The sequence below is a fragment of the Candidatus Villigracilis saccharophilus genome (assembly GCF_016711665.1).
The window spans coordinates 1-15,865 of record NZ_JADJSO010000043.1 but is presented as its reverse complement, the minus strand read 5'-3'; the positions used below and the strand labels follow the sequence as shown (position 1 = coordinate 15,865).

General features: G+C 49.3%; 14 protein-coding genes and 2 pseudogenes. 9 read left to right on the top strand and 7 right to left on the bottom strand.

Annotation, left to right across the window (positions count from 1 at the left end; translation table 11 throughout):
* The first annotated feature begins 70 nt into the window (after positions 1–70).
* The 9 genes and pseudogenes from IPL17_RS13795 (at position 71) to IPL17_RS13755 (ending at position 8,438) form a co-directional block, all read left to right on the top strand.
* Positions 71–415 carry an STAS domain-containing protein gene (locus IPL17_RS13795; protein ID WP_345307660.1) on the top strand — a complete coding sequence of 115 codons (345 nt, stop codon included), beginning with the start codon at positions 71–73 and terminating at the stop codon, positions 413–415.
* 455 nt (positions 416–870) lie between these two features.
* Positions 871–2,019 carry an extracellular solute-binding protein gene (locus IPL17_RS13790; RefSeq protein WP_345307659.1) on the top strand — a complete coding sequence of 383 codons (1,149 nt, stop codon included), beginning with the start codon at positions 871–873 and terminating at the stop codon, positions 2,017–2,019.
* 89 nt (positions 2,020–2,108) lie between these two features.
* Complete coding sequence (locus IPL17_RS13785) at positions 2,109–3,032, top strand: ABC transporter permease subunit (protein WP_345307658.1); 924 nt, start codon at positions 2,109–2,111, stop codon at positions 3,030–3,032.
* Complete coding sequence (locus IPL17_RS13780; protein WP_345307657.1) at positions 3,029–3,823, top strand: ABC transporter permease subunit; 795 nt, start codon at positions 3,029–3,031, stop codon at positions 3,821–3,823. The genes IPL17_RS13785 and IPL17_RS13780 overlap by 4 nt, the downstream gene beginning before the upstream one ends.
* A 19-nt stretch (positions 3,824–3,842) precedes the next feature.
* Positions 3,843–4,896, top strand: a pseudogene (locus IPL17_RS13775) (ABC transporter ATP-binding protein).
* Between the two features lie 36 nt (positions 4,897–4,932).
* The gene (locus IPL17_RS13770; protein WP_345307656.1) at positions 4,933–5,151 is read left to right on the top strand and encodes a hypothetical protein; all 219 of its coding nucleotides are present in this window, start codon (positions 4,933–4,935) and stop codon (positions 5,149–5,151) included.
* A 71-nt stretch (positions 5,152–5,222) separates the two neighbouring features.
* Positions 5,223–6,383 carry a 2-aminoethylphosphonate--pyruvate transaminase gene (locus tag IPL17_RS13765; protein ID WP_345307655.1) on the top strand — a complete coding sequence of 387 codons (1,161 nt, stop codon included), beginning with the start codon at positions 5,223–5,225 and terminating at the stop codon, positions 6,381–6,383.
* 4 nt (positions 6,384–6,387) lie between these two features.
* The gene (phnX, locus tag IPL17_RS13760) at positions 6,388–7,218 is read left to right on the top strand and encodes a phosphonoacetaldehyde hydrolase (RefSeq protein ID WP_345307654.1); all 831 of its coding nucleotides are present in this window, start codon (positions 6,388–6,390) and stop codon (positions 7,216–7,218) included.
* The gene (locus tag IPL17_RS13755; RefSeq protein WP_345307653.1) at positions 7,218–8,438 is read left to right on the top strand and encodes an FAD-binding oxidoreductase; all 1,221 of its coding nucleotides are present in this window, start codon (positions 7,218–7,220) and stop codon (positions 8,436–8,438) included. Before phnX ends, IPL17_RS13755 begins: the two co-directional genes overlap by 1 nt.
* 139 nt (positions 8,439–8,577) lie before the next feature.
* Here the strand turns inward: IPL17_RS13755 and phoU are convergent, their stop codons facing one another.
* The 7 genes and pseudogenes from phoU to IPL17_RS13720 all read right to left on the bottom strand — a co-directional run.
* The gene (gene phoU, locus IPL17_RS13750; RefSeq protein ID WP_345307652.1) at positions 8,578–9,273 is read right to left on the bottom strand and encodes a phosphate signaling complex protein PhoU; all 696 of its coding nucleotides are present in this window, start codon (positions 9,271–9,273) and stop codon (positions 8,578–8,580) included.
* A gap of 14 nt (positions 9,274–9,287) precedes the next feature.
* Positions 9,288–9,740 (bottom strand): arsenate reductase ArsC, encoded by a 453-nt coding sequence (locus tag IPL17_RS13745; protein ID WP_345307651.1) that lies wholly within the window; start codon positions 9,738–9,740, stop codon positions 9,288–9,290.
* A 106-nt stretch (positions 9,741–9,846) separates the two neighbouring features.
* On the bottom strand, positions 9,847–10,635 hold the full coding sequence (gene pstB, locus IPL17_RS13740; protein WP_345307650.1) for a phosphate ABC transporter ATP-binding protein PstB: 789 nt from the start codon (positions 10,633–10,635) through the stop codon (positions 9,847–9,849).
* A 14-nt stretch (positions 10,636–10,649) separates the two neighbouring features.
* Positions 10,650–11,882 carry a phosphate ABC transporter permease PstA gene (gene pstA, locus IPL17_RS13735; protein ID WP_345307649.1) on the bottom strand — a complete coding sequence of 411 codons (1,233 nt, stop codon included), beginning with the start codon at positions 11,880–11,882 and terminating at the stop codon, positions 10,650–10,652.
* The gene (gene pstC, locus IPL17_RS13730) at positions 11,879–12,820 is read right to left on the bottom strand and encodes a phosphate ABC transporter permease subunit PstC (RefSeq protein ID WP_345307648.1); all 942 of its coding nucleotides are present in this window, start codon (positions 12,818–12,820) and stop codon (positions 11,879–11,881) included. Before pstC ends, pstA begins: the two co-directional genes overlap by 4 nt.
* A 239-nt stretch (positions 12,821–13,059) precedes the next feature.
* The gene (locus IPL17_RS13725; RefSeq protein ID WP_345307647.1) at positions 13,060–13,884 is read right to left on the bottom strand and encodes a phosphate ABC transporter substrate-binding protein PstS family protein; all 825 of its coding nucleotides are present in this window, start codon (positions 13,882–13,884) and stop codon (positions 13,060–13,062) included.
* A 1,444-nt stretch (positions 13,885–15,328) separates the two neighbouring features.
* A pseudogene (locus IPL17_RS13720) lies at positions 15,329–15,865 on the bottom strand (hypothetical protein); the annotation flags it as partial.

Sequence of the window (15,865 nt, the reverse complement as noted above, 5' to 3'; positions counted from 1 at the left end):
ATAACATATTGTTAATATTATCCCCCTCGAATCTTATATAATATTTAAAAAATTAAAACAGGTGACTACAGTGGAAATTTTATACAGTGAAATTCAGGATAGTATCCGTGAGATAAAATTAATTGGCAGGTTGGATATTTTCGGATCAGAAAAGATTGAGATCAAATTTGCGGGCTATTGTGCGGGTGAAAAGCCACTTGTGGTGGTTGATTTAACCAAAGTCGAGTTTATTGCCTCAATTGGTATTCGTCTCCTGGTTCTAACGGCGAAATCAATTGCAAGTCGTGGGGGGAAAATGGTCTTACTTAACCCGATCCCAGAGGTATTTCATATCCTCGAATTGACAGGCATCCCAGCCATCATTCCGATTTATTCCCAACTTGAGTCTGCAAAAGCAGTATTGATGGCATCCTAGTGGAATGTTCGATAAGTAATTCAACATAGTCATGATAATTTTTTCTCTGCCCATTTGTGCAAGTCACGCCGTGTCCATGACCAGTTAATAGGATAAGCCCACATATATATTCTGATTGTCAAGAGGATCAGTTCTTATTCATGCCTCGTGAACTTTTCTGGCTGATCTATATATCACATATCACTTTTTTAGGAATTAATCAGGGCAAGGAGGAATTAATCTAAGATCAATCCCTCCTTGCTGAGAGAGATACGCGACCATAATAGGTCGCTTTTTTATATTACACATTAATTCCTAAAATATATTAACAAATAGTAATGGGTGGATTAATAATGGGTTTAAGATGCAACTCTTAATGAAACATTTACAAAATTGGAATAATTTATTAACCCATATTGCTCCTGATACGCATACACTGTCATCGAGATAAAAAATATCATAGGAGAATAGAAAAAATGCTAACCAGAAAGATGTACGTTTCATTATTGATGGGTTTGATCATCACTTCCTTGCTTGCCGCGTGCGGTGCGCCTGCCGCCCCTGCAGCCAGTGATTGGTCAGTAGTCAAATCTGCCGCAGATGGCGGCGGTATGGACGCGTTGGTTGCGGCAGCCAAAGCCGAAGGTGAGCTCAACGTGATCACCCTCCCGCGCGATTGGTGCAATTACGGCGAAATGATCGATACCTTTGGCACGAAATACGGCATCAAGGTAAATTCACTTAACCCAGACGGCGGTTCGGCTGATGAAATTCAGGCCATTATCGACAACAAAGAGAATAAGGGACCTCAGGCTCCTGACGTGATTGATGTCGGTCCTGCTTACGGCCCTCTTGCCAAGGAACAAGGCTTGATCACCCCCTATAAAGTCGCCACCTGGGACACAATCGAAGGCACCAATGATCCCGATGGCTACTATTATGTCGATTATAGCGGCATCATGGTTCTCGAGGTCAACACCGATGTGGTTAGTGAACTTCCAACCAGCTACGCTGATCTGAACAATGAGAAATATGCGGGTCAGGTTGCTCTTGCAGGTGATCCCCGTGCCTCAAATCAGGCGGCCCAGTCTGTTTACGCGGCTTCCCTTGCCAATGGCGGAAGCCTCGATGATATCAAGCCCGGTTTGGAATTCTTCAAGCAATTGAACGAAAAAGGCATCTTGCTTCCCTTGATCGCTGACTCTGGCGTGATCGGCAAAGGCGAAACCCCCATTACTTTCCAATGGAGCTGGAACGCATATGCCAACAAGGATAGCTTTGCTGGTAACCCGAATATCGAGATCGTGTATCCCACCGATGTTAACTGGGGTGGTTATTACTATCAGGCAATTAGCGCGTACGCTCCTCATCCTGCCGCTGCCCGCTTGTGGGAAGAATATCTATACTCAGACGATGGTCAGGCTACATGGGTTAAGGGGTATTGTGCTCCCGCCCGCCTCGCCGACCTGAATGCCCGCAACGTCCTTTCTGACGAACTGAAAGCCAAACTTCCCGATCCGGCTCTCCTGGCTGCTTCGATCGTACCAAGCGGCGACCAACTCAGCGCTGCGCGTGCTGCGATCAAAGAACAGTGGGACTCTGTCGTTGGTGTTGATATCAAGTAAGCGTATTGAGTCCATTCAATAATAGTGTTTGATTTGTGGCGTGGCTCGGATAAAACTGAGCCACGCCATTCTCAATAGAAAAGGCCGCCATGGAAAATTCTCAGATCCAACAAGCTTCAAAAAAAGCCAAGTTATTAGATATCCTTGGAACCTGGATCGGGGTTGTCCCGTTCTTTATTTTTATTTTTGTTTTTTTGATCATGCCTTCCACGAATTTATTTATTGGCGCATTTCAAGATTACCAGGGGAATTTCACTTTTGAAAATATTATTGGATTAAAAGACCCTGCCATTCTCAAAGCATACTCTGTCAGTTTGCAGGTAAGCATTATCACCTCGCTGGTTGGCTGCGTTTTTGGATTCTTTGTAGCCTACGCAATCACGATCGGCAAAGCTCCCAAATGGATGCGGAATATCTTGATGACCTTTTCCGGGTTGGCTGCCAATTTTGGCGGCGTACCGTTGGCTTTTGCCTTCATTGCAACCATTGGCCGCACCGGATTTATTACGGCAATCCTGAAGAACATTTGTTTTCCAGACGCTGCCGGTGTCCTGTCCTGTCCGATGGATATTTATAAAAACGGATTTACTCTGTATGGTGTTCTCGGTCTCACACTTGCCTACACCTATTTCGAGTTCCCTTTAATGGTTTTAATTATTACGCCCGCGTTGGAAGGATTGAAGCGCGAGTGGCGCGAAGCGTCCGACAACCTAGGCGCCAATTCGGTGCAGTATTGGCGGCACGTTGCATTTCCAGTATTATGGCCGTCGATTCTGGGAGCGGGTCTTCTTTTGTTTGGAAGTGCTTTTGGCGCATACGCAACCGCCCAGGCATTAACCGGCGGCAGTATTTATCTGGTGACCATATTAATCGGTCAACAGATCCGCGGGGATGTGCTGGGTAATCCCAACCTGGGATATGCGCTGGCGTTTGGGATGGTTGTCATTATGAGTATCACGATCGCGGGTTATACGATCTTACAGCGCCGCACGGCGCGGTGGTTGAAATCATGAAACTTCCTCGCTTTAATTTCTGGGGCTTGTTTTGGGGCACCCTCGCACTGCTATATTTCTTTGTGCCCATGTACGGCACCCTCGACTTCTCGCTTCGAATGCAAAAAGGGTTGATCAGCCTACGCGCGTATCAAATCGTGTTGGGCGACCCACAATTCGTGGATAGCTTTCTTTATTCCGTAACAATGGGTGTAATTACGGTGATCGTTAGCATCTTGATCTTCATGCCTACAACATATTGGATCTATTTGAAGCTTCCAAAACTACGCCCGCTGGTCGAGATCATCACCATCCTGCCATTTATTATCCCGGTCATTGTGTATGTCTTTGGCTTAATTCGCACCTATAGCAAGCCGCCTTTTCTGTTGACACTATCTCCATTGGGAACTGATTTTTTGATAGCCGGCGGATATGTGATCCTTTCCATGCCTTATATGTTCCGCGCCATTGATGTTGGCATGCGGTCCATTGATGTGCGCACCCTTACCGAAGCATCGCAAAGCCTGGGGAGTAACTGGCTGCAAACTCTGGTCAATGTCATACTGCCAAATTTAAGGGTTGCCCTTTTAAGCGGATCTTTGATCACTTTCGCAACCGTAATAGGCGAATTGATCCTGGCTGACTTTTTATTCCGTCCAGCCTTCGGCCCGTACATGACATCCATTGGAACCACCAAAGCATACGAGCCCGCTGCGCTGACCATTATGAGTTTTGCGTTGACCTGGGTGTGTCTTGGCGTGATCCAGTTGATCAGCCGCGGCGATACCAGTCAACAACTGACCGGCCGCTAGAAAAAAATTGAGGTCAAAAATGTCCTTCCTTACACTTACCCACATCAACAAGATATTTGCAGATATGCCCGCTGTTGAAGATTTCAACTTAAGCGCTGAACAAGGTGAATTTGTATCCTTTCTGGGACCCAGCGGCTGCGGAAAAACCACCACCCTGCGTATGATCGCCGGGTTTGAATTGCCCACTTCTGGTCATATCACGATCGCTGGCCAGGATCTAACATACGTACCCCCGAACAAACGCAATGTTGGAATGGTATTCCAATCCTATGCCTTGTTTCCCAACATGACCATCGCAGATAACATCGGCTACGGATTAAAGGTGGCTGGGAAGACAAAGGCTGAGATCAATGAGCGTGTTGATGAAATGCTGGATCTTATCCACCTTGAGAATTTTAAGGGACGTTATCCTTATCAGCTTTCCGGCGGGCAACAGCAACGTGTGGCATTGGTGCGCGCATTGGCGATACGCCCGCAAATATTATTGCTTGATGAGCCTCTCTCCGCCCTGGATGCCAAAATCCGCGTGGAATTGAGGCAGGAAATTCGCCGAATTCAACAACAATTAGGCATTACAACAATTTATGTTACCCACGATCAGGAGGAAGCGTTATCGCTTTCAGATCGTGTGGTGGTCATGAGCCAGGGACGGATGGAACAGGTTGGAAAACCCTCCGAGATCTATTCATATCCGGCCACAGAATTTGTTGCCAAATTTGTCGGGCAGATCAATTTGCTGCCTGGTGGACGTCGTTGATCCGCCTGAAGGCCTGGTAAAGATCGGCGGACAGTCTTTGCGAACCAGTAGAGCCATGAATCAAGCGGATGGCGGTCATCCCATTCGGCTGGCGATCCGCCCCGAGGAATTAAACCTAGGATTTTCCGAAGGCGCGAATAATCTTCATGGAAAGGTCGAAGCGATTACCTATCTTGGCTCCATCATCCGTATTCGTATTGATGTGGAAGGTCATTTAATTTCCATGGATATGTTCAATGAAAGAAAGATGGAAATCCCCAAGGTGGGAGACCCGTTCAATGTGAACTTCGATGCTGAAGCATGTTGGCTGTTGTAGGAATTGATCAGCATACTCTTGTGAGGAGAATCAATCTTGAAACCGTATTACATAATTTTCACGATCATTCATTTGCTGTTGGCAGTTTTAACCAACAATAAAAACAAAAAAGCTTATACCTTATATCTTTTGGGAGAAACCCTGGGATGTAGCAGCACAGGTGTCAAATATAAAGATAATTCTGACCCGGATTTCGATCATAATACAGAATCCGAAAGCGATTACAACTCCCGCGCCCTGCTCCTCGAGCAATAAAAAAATTCGTCCCATCAAAATCAAAAATACCCGCGTGTGATTGGATCATCATTACAATAAAGGAGCTAACAATGTTTTTAGGATTGGATGTACTATCTAGTCAACTCTCGTCATGGAAGGATAAAGCCCTGTTCACTCCAGGTCCGCTGACCACTAGCCGATCTGTCAAACAGGCGATGCTTCGCGATCTTGGATCACGGGACGCTGAATTCATTGGCATTGTGAAGGATATCCGGCGGAAATTGGTTTCACTGGGCGCTGGTGCTGAAGAATATACTTCGATTTTAATGCAGGGCAGCGGTACGTTTGGTATAGAGGCAACGCTTTCGTCCGTAATTCCTCAAGACGGCAAATTGTTGATCTTGATCAATGGCGCGTATGGAAAAAGAATCCTAAAGATCGCAAACATTCATCGCATTTCCACGGTTGAATTAACCTTCGCGGAGAATGTTCAGCCCGATGCAGAGACCCTTGAACGAACTTTGCAATCCGATCCTGGTATTACTCACGTTGCGGTGATCCATTGCGAGACCACGACTGGCATCATTAATCCGATCGAAGCCTATGGACGGATCGTCAAGCAGCATAACTGCACCTACATCGTGGATGCGATGAGCAGTTTTGGCGCATATCCCATTGACCTGAAAGCCTGCGGGATAGATTTTTTGATCTCTTCCTCCAATAAAAATATCGAAGGGGTGCCCGGTTTTTCCTTTGTGCTCGCCAGAAGAGAATCTCTGGCGAGCACAAAAGGGCTTGCCAGAACGTTGAGCCTTGATCTCTTCGCGCAATGGGAAGGACTCGAAGGGGACGGACAATTTCGATTTACCCCGCCAACTCACGCCTTGCTCGCATTCCATCAAGCCTTGCTCGAATTGGAACAGGAAGGAGGAGTTTCAGCCCGCGGCGCCCGTTACAGGAAGAACCATGAGATGACTCTTTCGGCGATGCAAAAGATGGGATTTAAACCCTACCTCAAGCCGCAGGACCAGGGTCATATCATTACATCATTCCATTATCCCGATCATCCAAATTTCAATTTCCAGCAATTCTATGAACGGCTGAGCGACAAGGGCCATGTGATCTATCCTGGCAAGTTGTCATATGCTGATTGTTTTCGCATCGGACATATCGGGCGGCTTGGGGTTGCGGATGTAAAATCGCTTCTATCGGCAATCGCCAAAACACTGGTTGAGATGGATATAAAAATTTCTGAAAAAGTTGAGGAATAAGAAAATGGATTTCATTTATCGTCGTTCGTACCGTGGGCCGCTTCAGGCCGTCATTTTAGATTGGGCAGGCACGGCGGTTGACTTCGGTTCATTCGCCCCAACCGCTGTTTTTCTGCGCCTGTTTGAGAGCCGGGGCGTGAAGATCACAGCGGATGACGCTCGTTCAGGCATGGGATTAATGAAGAAGGATCACCTTCGGACCATCCTTGCGCGCCCTGCTGTTGCAGAGATATGGAAAGTAGAACACGGTTATCCGGCGTCCGAAGCTGATATTGATCACCTGTTCAATGACTTTGTGCCGATGCAGACTTCCGTTCTGAAAGAGTTCGCAACCCCGATTCCCGGTTTATTAAGTGTTGTAAAGGAATTACGCGAACAGGGATTAAAAATTGGAACCACCACAGGGTACCTCCGCGCCATGATGGAAGTGCTTGCACCGCAGGCCAGGAAAAATGGCTATGAACCGGATTGCATCTTCTGCCCCGATGAAGTCATTGCCGGTCGGCCTTTCCCGTGGATGTGTTACGAAAATGCCATTCGACTGGGTGTCTATCCCATGCAGGCGATGGTCAAAGTTGGTGATACGCTCGTTGACATTGAAGAAGGGTTGAATGCGGGTATGTGGACAGTGGGCTTGTCAATGACTGGAAACCTTCTGGGTTTGACTCATTCAGAATACAAAGCCCTTTCAAAAAAGGAAAAAACGGATGCGCGCAAAAAAACCGAACCACAACTTTATCAAAGTGGGGCTCATTTCGTGATTGACGGTATTTGGGATTTGCCAAAGGTCTTGGAGGATATTAATTTTCTTCAAGCTCAAGGCGAACGTCCGTAATGGAATCGACGGACATTGTTATTATCGGTGGCGGTGTACTTGGGGGAGCGGTCGCTTTTTATTTGGCAAAGCAAAACGCAGGTCGCGTTATAGTTCTTGAACGCGATCTATGCGCTCAGGGGAATTCGAGCCTGGCGGCGGGACTTTTGACGAGCGGTCGCTTTAAGAGGCATTTGATCCCCATGGTTCTTGAAACCTATCAGGCGATTGATGAGATTGAGCAGATCACTGGTAGCTCATTGGGCATGCGCCAAACGGGCTGTTTGTATGCCACGGTCTCTCCGGAAAATCAAAAGGAAATTCAAGAACTGGCTCTCATCTCTTCCCAGGCGGGTCTAAAAGTGGAACGGCTGGACAGTTCTGATGCGGCTCATCTTATTCCCTGGCTGCAATTACCCGGGGATAGTAGTATCTTATTTATGCCCGATGATGGATACATTGACGGGTATACTCTTGCGAGTGGGTATCTAAAATCAGGCATGCAAATGGGTGTCGATGTCCGTGAACAAACGTCCGTTCTGTCCATTTGCCGCAAGGGTGACCGCATCACAGGAGTGAGGACCTCAAAGGGGGATATCTCGTCGGCTATCGTAATTGATGCCGCGGGTATCTGGGCAGGCTTATTGGCCAGTGAGATCGGTGTCGCCCTGCCAATGGCGCCCGTGCGCAGCCATTATTGGATCACTGCAATGCACCGATCGATCTCGGATAATCAACCTTTCCTGATTCTGCCTGATGCGCATGCGTACGCCCGCCCTGAGTCGAATCGGCTATTATTTGGATTTCGCGAATCACGATCGGTCAGCGTCAATCCCCGCCAATTACCTGAAAATATGACCGGCTATACCTTCAATCAGGACCCAAATGGATGGGAATCTCTGCTTGAGGGGATGCCTGATTTTGGCAAATTCATTCCGCTTGCCGAAGAACTCGAAATTTCAAATTACATCCGCGGGCTTTCTAATTACACTCCCGATGGGAACTTTGCCTTGGGCGGGTTTCCAGCACTGGAAGGATTCCTGGCTGCAACAGGCTGCGCCGGGGCTGGGATCGCCATGTCTGGTGGGATCGGGCGTCTCATGGCTGACTTGGTATCGGGTTCCGTTCCATTTGTCGACCCTTCACCGCATCGTATTGACCGCTTCGGGGAGATTGATCCTTTTGATTCGGATTTTATCCAACGCTGTGCGGACGCAAGATCAGGCAAGCTCACCGGTTAGAAAATTGTTTACAGCCGGAAAATAGGATTTGAGGTAAGAATTTTGCCGCTGTACATTTTGCGGTAGAGAATAATATAAACAGCCTCCCTCAGAAGAGAGGGAGGCTGTAAAGTTCAATTATTATCGGTCACAAAAGGGGTTATTTTGTAGTTTTATAATTTTTCCAAAACTCATCATCCGTGGACTTGATCTCGCCCATCTCGCCTGTGACAATGAAGACCGTGCGTTCACAGATATTGGTCACGCGGTCCGCGACACGCTCCAGGTTGTGCGCCACCCATAATAACCAATTGGCTCGTTCAATGGATCTCGGGTCTTGAATGACATACATCATCAACTCGTGATAGACCTGGTTGTAGAGCGCGTCCACCTGATCATCCTCCACCGGAATGGACTTGGCTGTTTCCACATCTTCGTTAATAAAGGCGGTCAGGGCGCGGTGGAGCATACTAACACCGATTTCTGCCATGCGTGGGACATCGATCAGCGGCTTGAGCAAAGTCTCCTCACCCATGCGAACGTTGATGTTGGCGATACCCTTGGCATAATCACCCATGCGTTCGAGTTCGGATATGATCTCCATGGTGGAAGCCAGCAGACGCAGATCGTGCGCCATGGGCTGCTGTGTGGCGATCAGGACCATCAATTGATTCTCGATGTCGAATCGTTTTTTGTTGATCAGCGCATCTCCGGCAATGACCTTTTCCGCGCCTTTGATGTCACGCTTCTTCAGCACGTCCACAGAAGTGAGAATGGCTTGTTCCACCATGCTGCCCAGAAGAAGTACCTCATCTTTAACTTGCTGTATCTCGTGTTCAAATGTTTTTCGGATCATGATATTCCTCTTTTTTAATTCGTCTTACGAAAGTCACTCGGTATGATGTTTTGTTGAGTCAGCCAAATGCACATGCGTTCTTCAATTTGATCGCGCACGCGGCGGGTGGATGCGAGGCGCTGTTCTTCATCAAATTTGGCGGGGTCATCGAACGGCCAGTGTTCATGAGTCCCCATGTTGAGGAATATAGCGGGACAATTTTCCTCGGCATCCGCGCACACAGTGATGACGTATCCGAAGTTGACCCTGCCCATGTATTCCATTACGGATTTTGACCATTGGCTTGAGATGTCGATCCCGACTTCGCGCATCACTTCCTGGACCTCGGGCAGGATGCTGCCCTTGGGCTCAGTGCCAGCGCTGAAAACTTCGAAATGCTCCCCCGCTAATGCGCGCAAGAGTCCCTCCGCCAGTTGACTGCGCGCTGAGTTGCCTGTGCAAAGAAAAAGTACTTTGGTTTTGTTCATATTATTTTCCTATCCTTCATTGCGAGGAGGATGCGCGAAGCTTCCCGACGATGCAATCTCCTGAGATGTTGGAGTTTGCTTCGCGAAGTGCGCTCGCAATGGCATGTTACCCAAATCTTCCCGTGACATAATCTTCAGTGCGTTTGTCTTCGGGGTTGGTGAAGATGCGTTTGGTCTCGGAAAACTCGATCACCGTGCCGGAGCGGGAACCTTCCTTATCCAGCATCATCATGGCGGTGTAATCGGATACGCGCGCCGCTTGCTGCATGTTGTGCGTGACGATGATGATGGTGTAGTTTTTCTTAAGCTCCTGCATCAATTCTTCAATACGCAGTGTGGAGATCGGGTCAAGCGCGGAAGCGGGTTCGTCCATGAGAATGATCTCGGGTTGAATGGCGATCGTGCGCGCAATGCATAGGCGCTGCTGCTGTCCGCCTGAAAGCTCGTAAGCGCTCTTCTTGAGCACATCCTTCACTTCATCCCACAGCGCCGCTCCGCGCAGGGATTGCTCCACAAGTTCATCCATGTTTCCTTTGAAACCATTGATCTTCGCGCCCCAGGTGATGTTCTCATAGATGGATTTCGGAAATGGGTTTGGCTTTTGAAACACCATGCCGATCTTGCGGCGCACTTCCACTGGGTCAATATCCTTGCCATACAGGTTTTGTCCCTGCAAAAGGATTTCACCCGTCACATGGCTGCTGGGTACGAAATCGTTCATGCGGTTGAAAGCGCGTAACAAGGTTGACTTGCCGCAGCCTGACGGACCGATGATGGCAGTCACCTTTTGTTTTTCGATCTTCATATTCACTTCACTCACTGCGGCGAAACTTCCGTAGAAGATAAAGAGGTTTTTTGTTTCAATTGCGATTTCTGGTGTTTGAATATTTTCCATGGGTCACTTCCGGGTTAGTACTTTCTTTGGACGCGGTTGCGCAATAGGATCGCACTTGCGTTCAAGGTGAGGAGCAGGATGAGCAAAACGATGATGGCAGCTGCTGCGATGGAATGGAATTCTGATTGTGCGCGCGTTGTCCATTGATAGATCTGGATCGGCAGGGCCGTGAACTTCGAGAATGGACCGTCGGGGTCGATACTGATAAAGGTGGATGCGCCTACCACGATCAGCGGAGCGGTCTCGCCGATTGCGCGCGAGACTGCCAGAATGCTGCCGGTCAGAATCCCGGGCAGGGCGTTCGGCAAAACATGATGCCAGACCGTCTGCCACCTGGTCGCGCCAACACCAAAGGCGGCCTGACGTAAAGAATCAGGCACGGCCTTGATGGCTTCCTGGGCATTGATGATGATCAGCGGCAGGACCAGCGTGCCCATTGTCAGCCCGGCGGATAGGATGGTGCGCCCGTTCGAATCTGTGACGCCGAACAGGCTTCCGCTTGTAAAGGGTTCCAGTGCCCGCACAAAGATCGCAAGACCCAACATGCCGTATACAATACTTGGCACACCCGCGAGGTTGTTAATATTGGTTTGAATGATGTTGTTGATAAAGTTCTTGCTGGCATATTCCTGAAGATAGATCGCCGCGCCGGTGCCGATGGGCAGTGCGAATAGGATGGCGATCCCTACCATCCATAACGATCCAAGGATGGCGGTACGCACTCCCGCAAACTCAGCTTTTGAAGACATGGGCGTGCTGAGGAATACCGGTGTCAGCCACGAGCGGAATTCCAGTTTCGCGTCCGGATATTGCTTTGCCACTTCGGCTTTGATCTCATCAGCCCGGAAGATCGAATCAGTCATCGACCAGGTTTGTTGTGTGTCGATCTGGATCAGGCGTTCCAGCACCAGCGTGTACAGATCTGACTTGGAGCGTTTGGTCATCGGCTTTTCGTTATCCAACTTGGTAAACGCGCCCTGGGAAAGATTGGTCGTGAGAATTTCCAGCAATTCCTGTTGAGTCAGATCATCCAATGCTTTCGTGGTGAATGAGGCCGGGTCTTTTTTATATTCATAGGCGACATAACCGAACGCGCCGTCAACAACATTGTACAGCAGTGCGATCAGGCTCAAGATGGCGATCGCAAGCGCAGAGAAGAATATCCCCTGCCAGATGCTTGCTGTGCGATAACGCCCGCTCAGCGATTTGTGGAAGGCTTCATCCTTTGGGTAGTGGTTTTGATTCATTCGTACCTCTGGCGGAATCTGTTGATGATAGCCTGGCTGACGAGGTTCAAGACTAACGTCACAAGGAACAACATCAAAGCGATCGCGAAAAGACTGTTGTAATCGATCGAGTTGTAGCTCAGGTCTCCGCCGCTGATGCGGGCAATGTGGCCGGTCATGGTCTCAGCCGCTTTGTATGGATTGAAGGTGAAATTGGGGCCGGAGCCTGCGGCAACCGCCACGATCATGGTCTCGCCGACAGCGCGGGAGATCCCGATGATCAGCGCCGCGCCGATGCCGGATAATGCGGCAGGCAGGACGACCTGAATGCTGGTTTCGAACTTTGTCGCGCCCATGGCATACGCGCCTTCACGCAGGGAGCGGGGCACTGCGCTCAATGCGTCTTCGCTCATGGATGAGATCAGCGGCAGGATCATGATGCCCATGACAATCCCGGCGGAAAGCATGTTGTATACTTCCACATCTTCACCAAGAATTCTTTGCAGGAGCGGGGTCATGAAGAGCAGGGCAAAATATCCGTACACAACCGTTGGGATGCCTGCCAGGATCTCGAGGATGGGTTTTAACGTTGAGCGCGCTTTCGCGGAGGCGTATTCACTTAGAAATATCGCAGCCGCCAGTCCGAGTGGAAGCGAGACCAGTATGGCGATCAGGCTTGTGATCATGGTTGAGGTCACTAGCGGCCAGATCCCAAACTTCCCGATCCCCGGCGACCATTCTGTTGTGCCGAAGAATTTTGCAAAGGTCACTTCCGGGTCGCCGAAGAACAGCCAGGCTTCCTTGCCCAGTTCGTAGACAATGGCGAGTGTAATGAAAATGGATAAAAACCCTGCCAGAAACAGCAGGCTTTGAATCACACTTTCTGCAGGCCGCATTTTCTTTTTCAAGTCGAGCGGACGGAAAGATCGATTTTCCATGATTGTGTTTTCTTGTTTCATTTTCGCTCATCTTCCATGGCGTTTGAGAACGCCTTTATGAAGCAATCTTGTGCCCAACAGTGATCGGGATAAATACTCTTAAGAGGAGAAGATTTTGATATTGAGTTCTGTTGGGCCTTCTTTCAAGCAATCCATACTCAATATACCTGAAGGCTCCCGATCATTAGACTAGCTTTATACAGCAAGAATGGGCTGGCCCCATTTTTGGAGACCAGCCCAAATATACTATTTTTTATTTCTTACTTTACGGCAGATGTAAAAGCGTCCATGGAAGCCTGAAGGTCTGCGGCGGGAGCGGGGAAGTAACCGATATCGGTGATGTTATCGTTGACATTGCTCAGGTAGAAGTAAATGAAAGCAGCGACCTGGGGCTTCTCTTTGAGGATATTGGCATCCGAGTAGAGGAAGAGCGGGCGAGAGATGGGGTAGGAACCATCATCCACGGTGGTCTGGTTGGGCTCAACACCTTCGACAGCCACAGCCTTCAACGCGCCGGAATTCTCAGAGAAGTATGCAAAGCCAAAGTAGCCGATGGCGTACTTGGAGCCTTCCACGCCCTGGACGAGCACGTTGTCGTCTTCAGAGAACTGAGCGCCAGCAGCGCCGAGAAGAGCTTCTTCGCCAGCTTTGGTGTCGGCTTTGCCGTCAGCATTGAGGTACAAAGGAGCAACCACAACTTCATTGAAGTAATCGAAGGTGCCGCTGTCGGCGCCCGGTCCGTAGACCAAAATGGTTTCGGCCGGGAAGGAAGGATCAACTTCATTCCACTTGGTGTATTGAGCGGTGAAGATCTTGCCAAGCTGTTCTTTGGAGAGGGCGGTGACGAAATCATTGTCAGCGCTCACAACCACGGTCAGGGCATCGGTGCCGACACGGAATTCAATCGGGGTGCGAGCAGGGGAGAGGGCAGCACAAGCTTCCACTTCACTGTCTTTGATCTTGCGGGATGAATTGGCTACATCCGTTTCACCGGTCTTGCAGAAGCGCTCCAAGCCAGCGCCTGAACCGATACTGTCAACGGTGATGTTGCCGGTGTAACCTTCGTTCTGGAAGAGTTCAGCCATGCGCTCGGAAAGAGGGAACACGGTCGAGGAGCCGGCGGTGCGGTGATGTCGCCCTCAACAGCGTCAGGGGCGTACATTGCCATCGGGTCTTCAACAACGGCGACAGTTGCTTCTACAACGACAGGGGCTTCTGTGGCGGGGCGCCGACCGTGTTCTTAATAACAGCCGCCCTTGGGTGGGAGCGGGCGGCCTTCGGAGATCCCAACAAACATTACTACGTAACAATCTTGGACATTTCTATTTTGTCCAATAGTATTATCTTATAATTTTATGATAACTTACCCCTTTATTTTCGACCTCTTGGAGGACAAGGGAGAACAGGTTAACGTCTTGTTAAGAATAGGGCGATCCCTTCAGGATAAACAGGTATGTAAATCGGTTAAACCGGGCACGCTGTGATCGGAGTATGTCGCACAGTTGGCGGAGTGGAAAGCGCTGGTGTTGGGATTGCCAGAAGCTCAAGGTATTGAGGTCTGAAGTGGCGTGATAGGTGGTCAGGTCAATCTGCAGCGGCGTGAGATTGGGCAACAGTTTTACCTTCCATAATTTACGCCATGGCCGCCTCGCTCATGTTGAACAACCGCAGTCATTGGTGAATGTCAGCAAATATCTTGGATACTCTTCCAACGACTGTGGCTGCTGAAATCAACGCACATGTAATGTCGGGGCTTGGAAAAAAGCAGATAGCGTTTTTAATAAATTGATTCCAAACCGAGAGTAACAAAAAAGACGGGTCTTGAAGCACGTGCTTTCGATGTGCCTCATGCTCGTCCTGTGCCGATTCTTGATGCGCTGACAGTGTGCGAAACGGTCAAACTGCCCCCAATATAGAATTCATCCGATATGTAGTGCCCGGCAGGTAGTCGAACCCGGAACCTACTGATCCGAAGTTCCAACCCTTCTTGTGCAGACTGTTTTTTTGCGCTAAACAGTCTATTTTTCATAGAAAATTGCCTTAAAAACGAAATTATTTTACGAGTCTGTCCAAACAATTTTACGGTGGGTATACTTTTATTTTATGATAATCAGTAAATGAACTAGCCTCCTTATTGTATCCCGCTTACATCAGTAAGCCTCGCGCTCCGAATATCAGGGGTGAGCACGTCATCATCCTTGTCCTCTGGAACATACAATCGAAACGGCAGGGCCGCTGGTTAGCATCGTCAAATTTTGGCTGACTTCGTCTTCTTTGTGTCTGTAACAATAAAACATGACCATGCCCCCACCGTCATAGCTTGCTGTTTTGTACGGTTACGAAATATGATCAGTGCAGACTAAGGAATACCGTCCCAGTTGCCTGAGATGGGCGTCACCCGGGTTGTTGAGGTAGAAGCTTATGTCGGCGAAGCCGACGGTGTTTGAGTTGCGGAGTAGGAATTGGCCATTGCGATAGACGCCGATGGTGTCTATGCCATCGTTGTCCCAGTCACCAGTGATGGGCATGTCACCGGTGATGCCGTAGTTGATATTGATGTCTGCAAAGCCTGTGGTATTTAGGTTCTTCAGGAAGATGACGCCGTTGCTCGGGCGGAAGACACCGGTCGTATCCGAGCCGTCTCCATTCCAATCGCCTGCGATGCCTACATCTCCTGGGTTGCCGAGGTAGAAGCCTGTCTGCTGTTCCCGCAGTGTTGCTGTTGCGCAGGAGGAATTGTCCATTGCTGTACACGCCGATGGTGTCTACGCCATCGCCATCCCAGTCTCCGACAACCGGCTGATCGCCCGGTGTGCCGAAGGGGATGACCAGATCGGCATAGCCGTGAGTATTGGAGTTGCGCAGGTAGAAGGAGCCGTTGCGGTAGATGCCGATCGTGGCAGTGCCGTTGCCGTCCCAGTCACCCGCAATGGGATAATCTCCCGCAGTACCGTAGTTGATGGCGACATCTGCAAAACCTGAGGTGTTTTGATTCTTGAGGTAGAGGAGACCGTTGCTGGGGCGGAAGACGCCGGTGGTGTCGCCGCCATTAATTGGGGCAGTAAA

Bases quoted from the DNA above. Each gene is read 5' to 3' on its own strand.
- IPL17_RS13755 (WP_345307653.1), top strand. From the start codon at position 7,218: ATGGAATCGACGGACATTGTTATTATCGGTGGCGGTGTACTTGGGGGA.
- phnX (WP_345307654.1), top strand. From the start codon at position 6,388: ATGGATTTCATTTATCGTCGTTCGTACCGTGGGCCGCTTCAGGCCGTC.
- IPL17_RS13780 (WP_345307657.1), top strand. From the start codon at position 3,029: ATGAAACTTCCTCGCTTTAATTTCTGGGGCTTGTTTTGGGGCACCCTC.
- IPL17_RS13790 (WP_345307659.1), top strand. From the start codon at position 871: ATGCTAACCAGAAAGATGTACGTTTCATTATTGATGGGTTTGATCATC.
- IPL17_RS13785 (WP_345307658.1), top strand. From the start codon at position 2,109: ATGGAAAATTCTCAGATCCAACAAGCTTCAAAAAAAGCCAAGTTATTA.
- pstA (WP_345307649.1), bottom strand. From the start codon at position 11,882: ATGAATCAAAACCACTACCCAAAGGATGAAGCCTTCCACAAATCGCTG.
- IPL17_RS13765 (WP_345307655.1), top strand. From the start codon at position 5,223: ATGTTTTTAGGATTGGATGTACTATCTAGTCAACTCTCGTCATGGAAG.
- phoU (WP_345307652.1), bottom strand. From the start codon at position 9,273: ATGATCCGAAAAACATTTGAACACGAGATACAGCAAGTTAAAGATGAG.
- pstC (WP_345307648.1), bottom strand. From the start codon at position 12,820: ATGAAACAAGAAAACACAATCATGGAAAATCGATCTTTCCGTCCGCTC.
- IPL17_RS13725 (WP_345307647.1), bottom strand. From the start codon at position 13,884: ATGGCTGAACTCTTCCAGAACGAAGGTTACACCGGCAACATCACCGTT.
- pstB (WP_345307650.1), bottom strand. From the start codon at position 10,635: ATGGAAAATATTCAAACACCAGAAATCGCAATTGAAACAAAAAACCTC.
- IPL17_RS13745 (WP_345307651.1), bottom strand. From the start codon at position 9,740: ATGAACAAAACCAAAGTACTTTTTCTTTGCACAGGCAACTCAGCGCGC.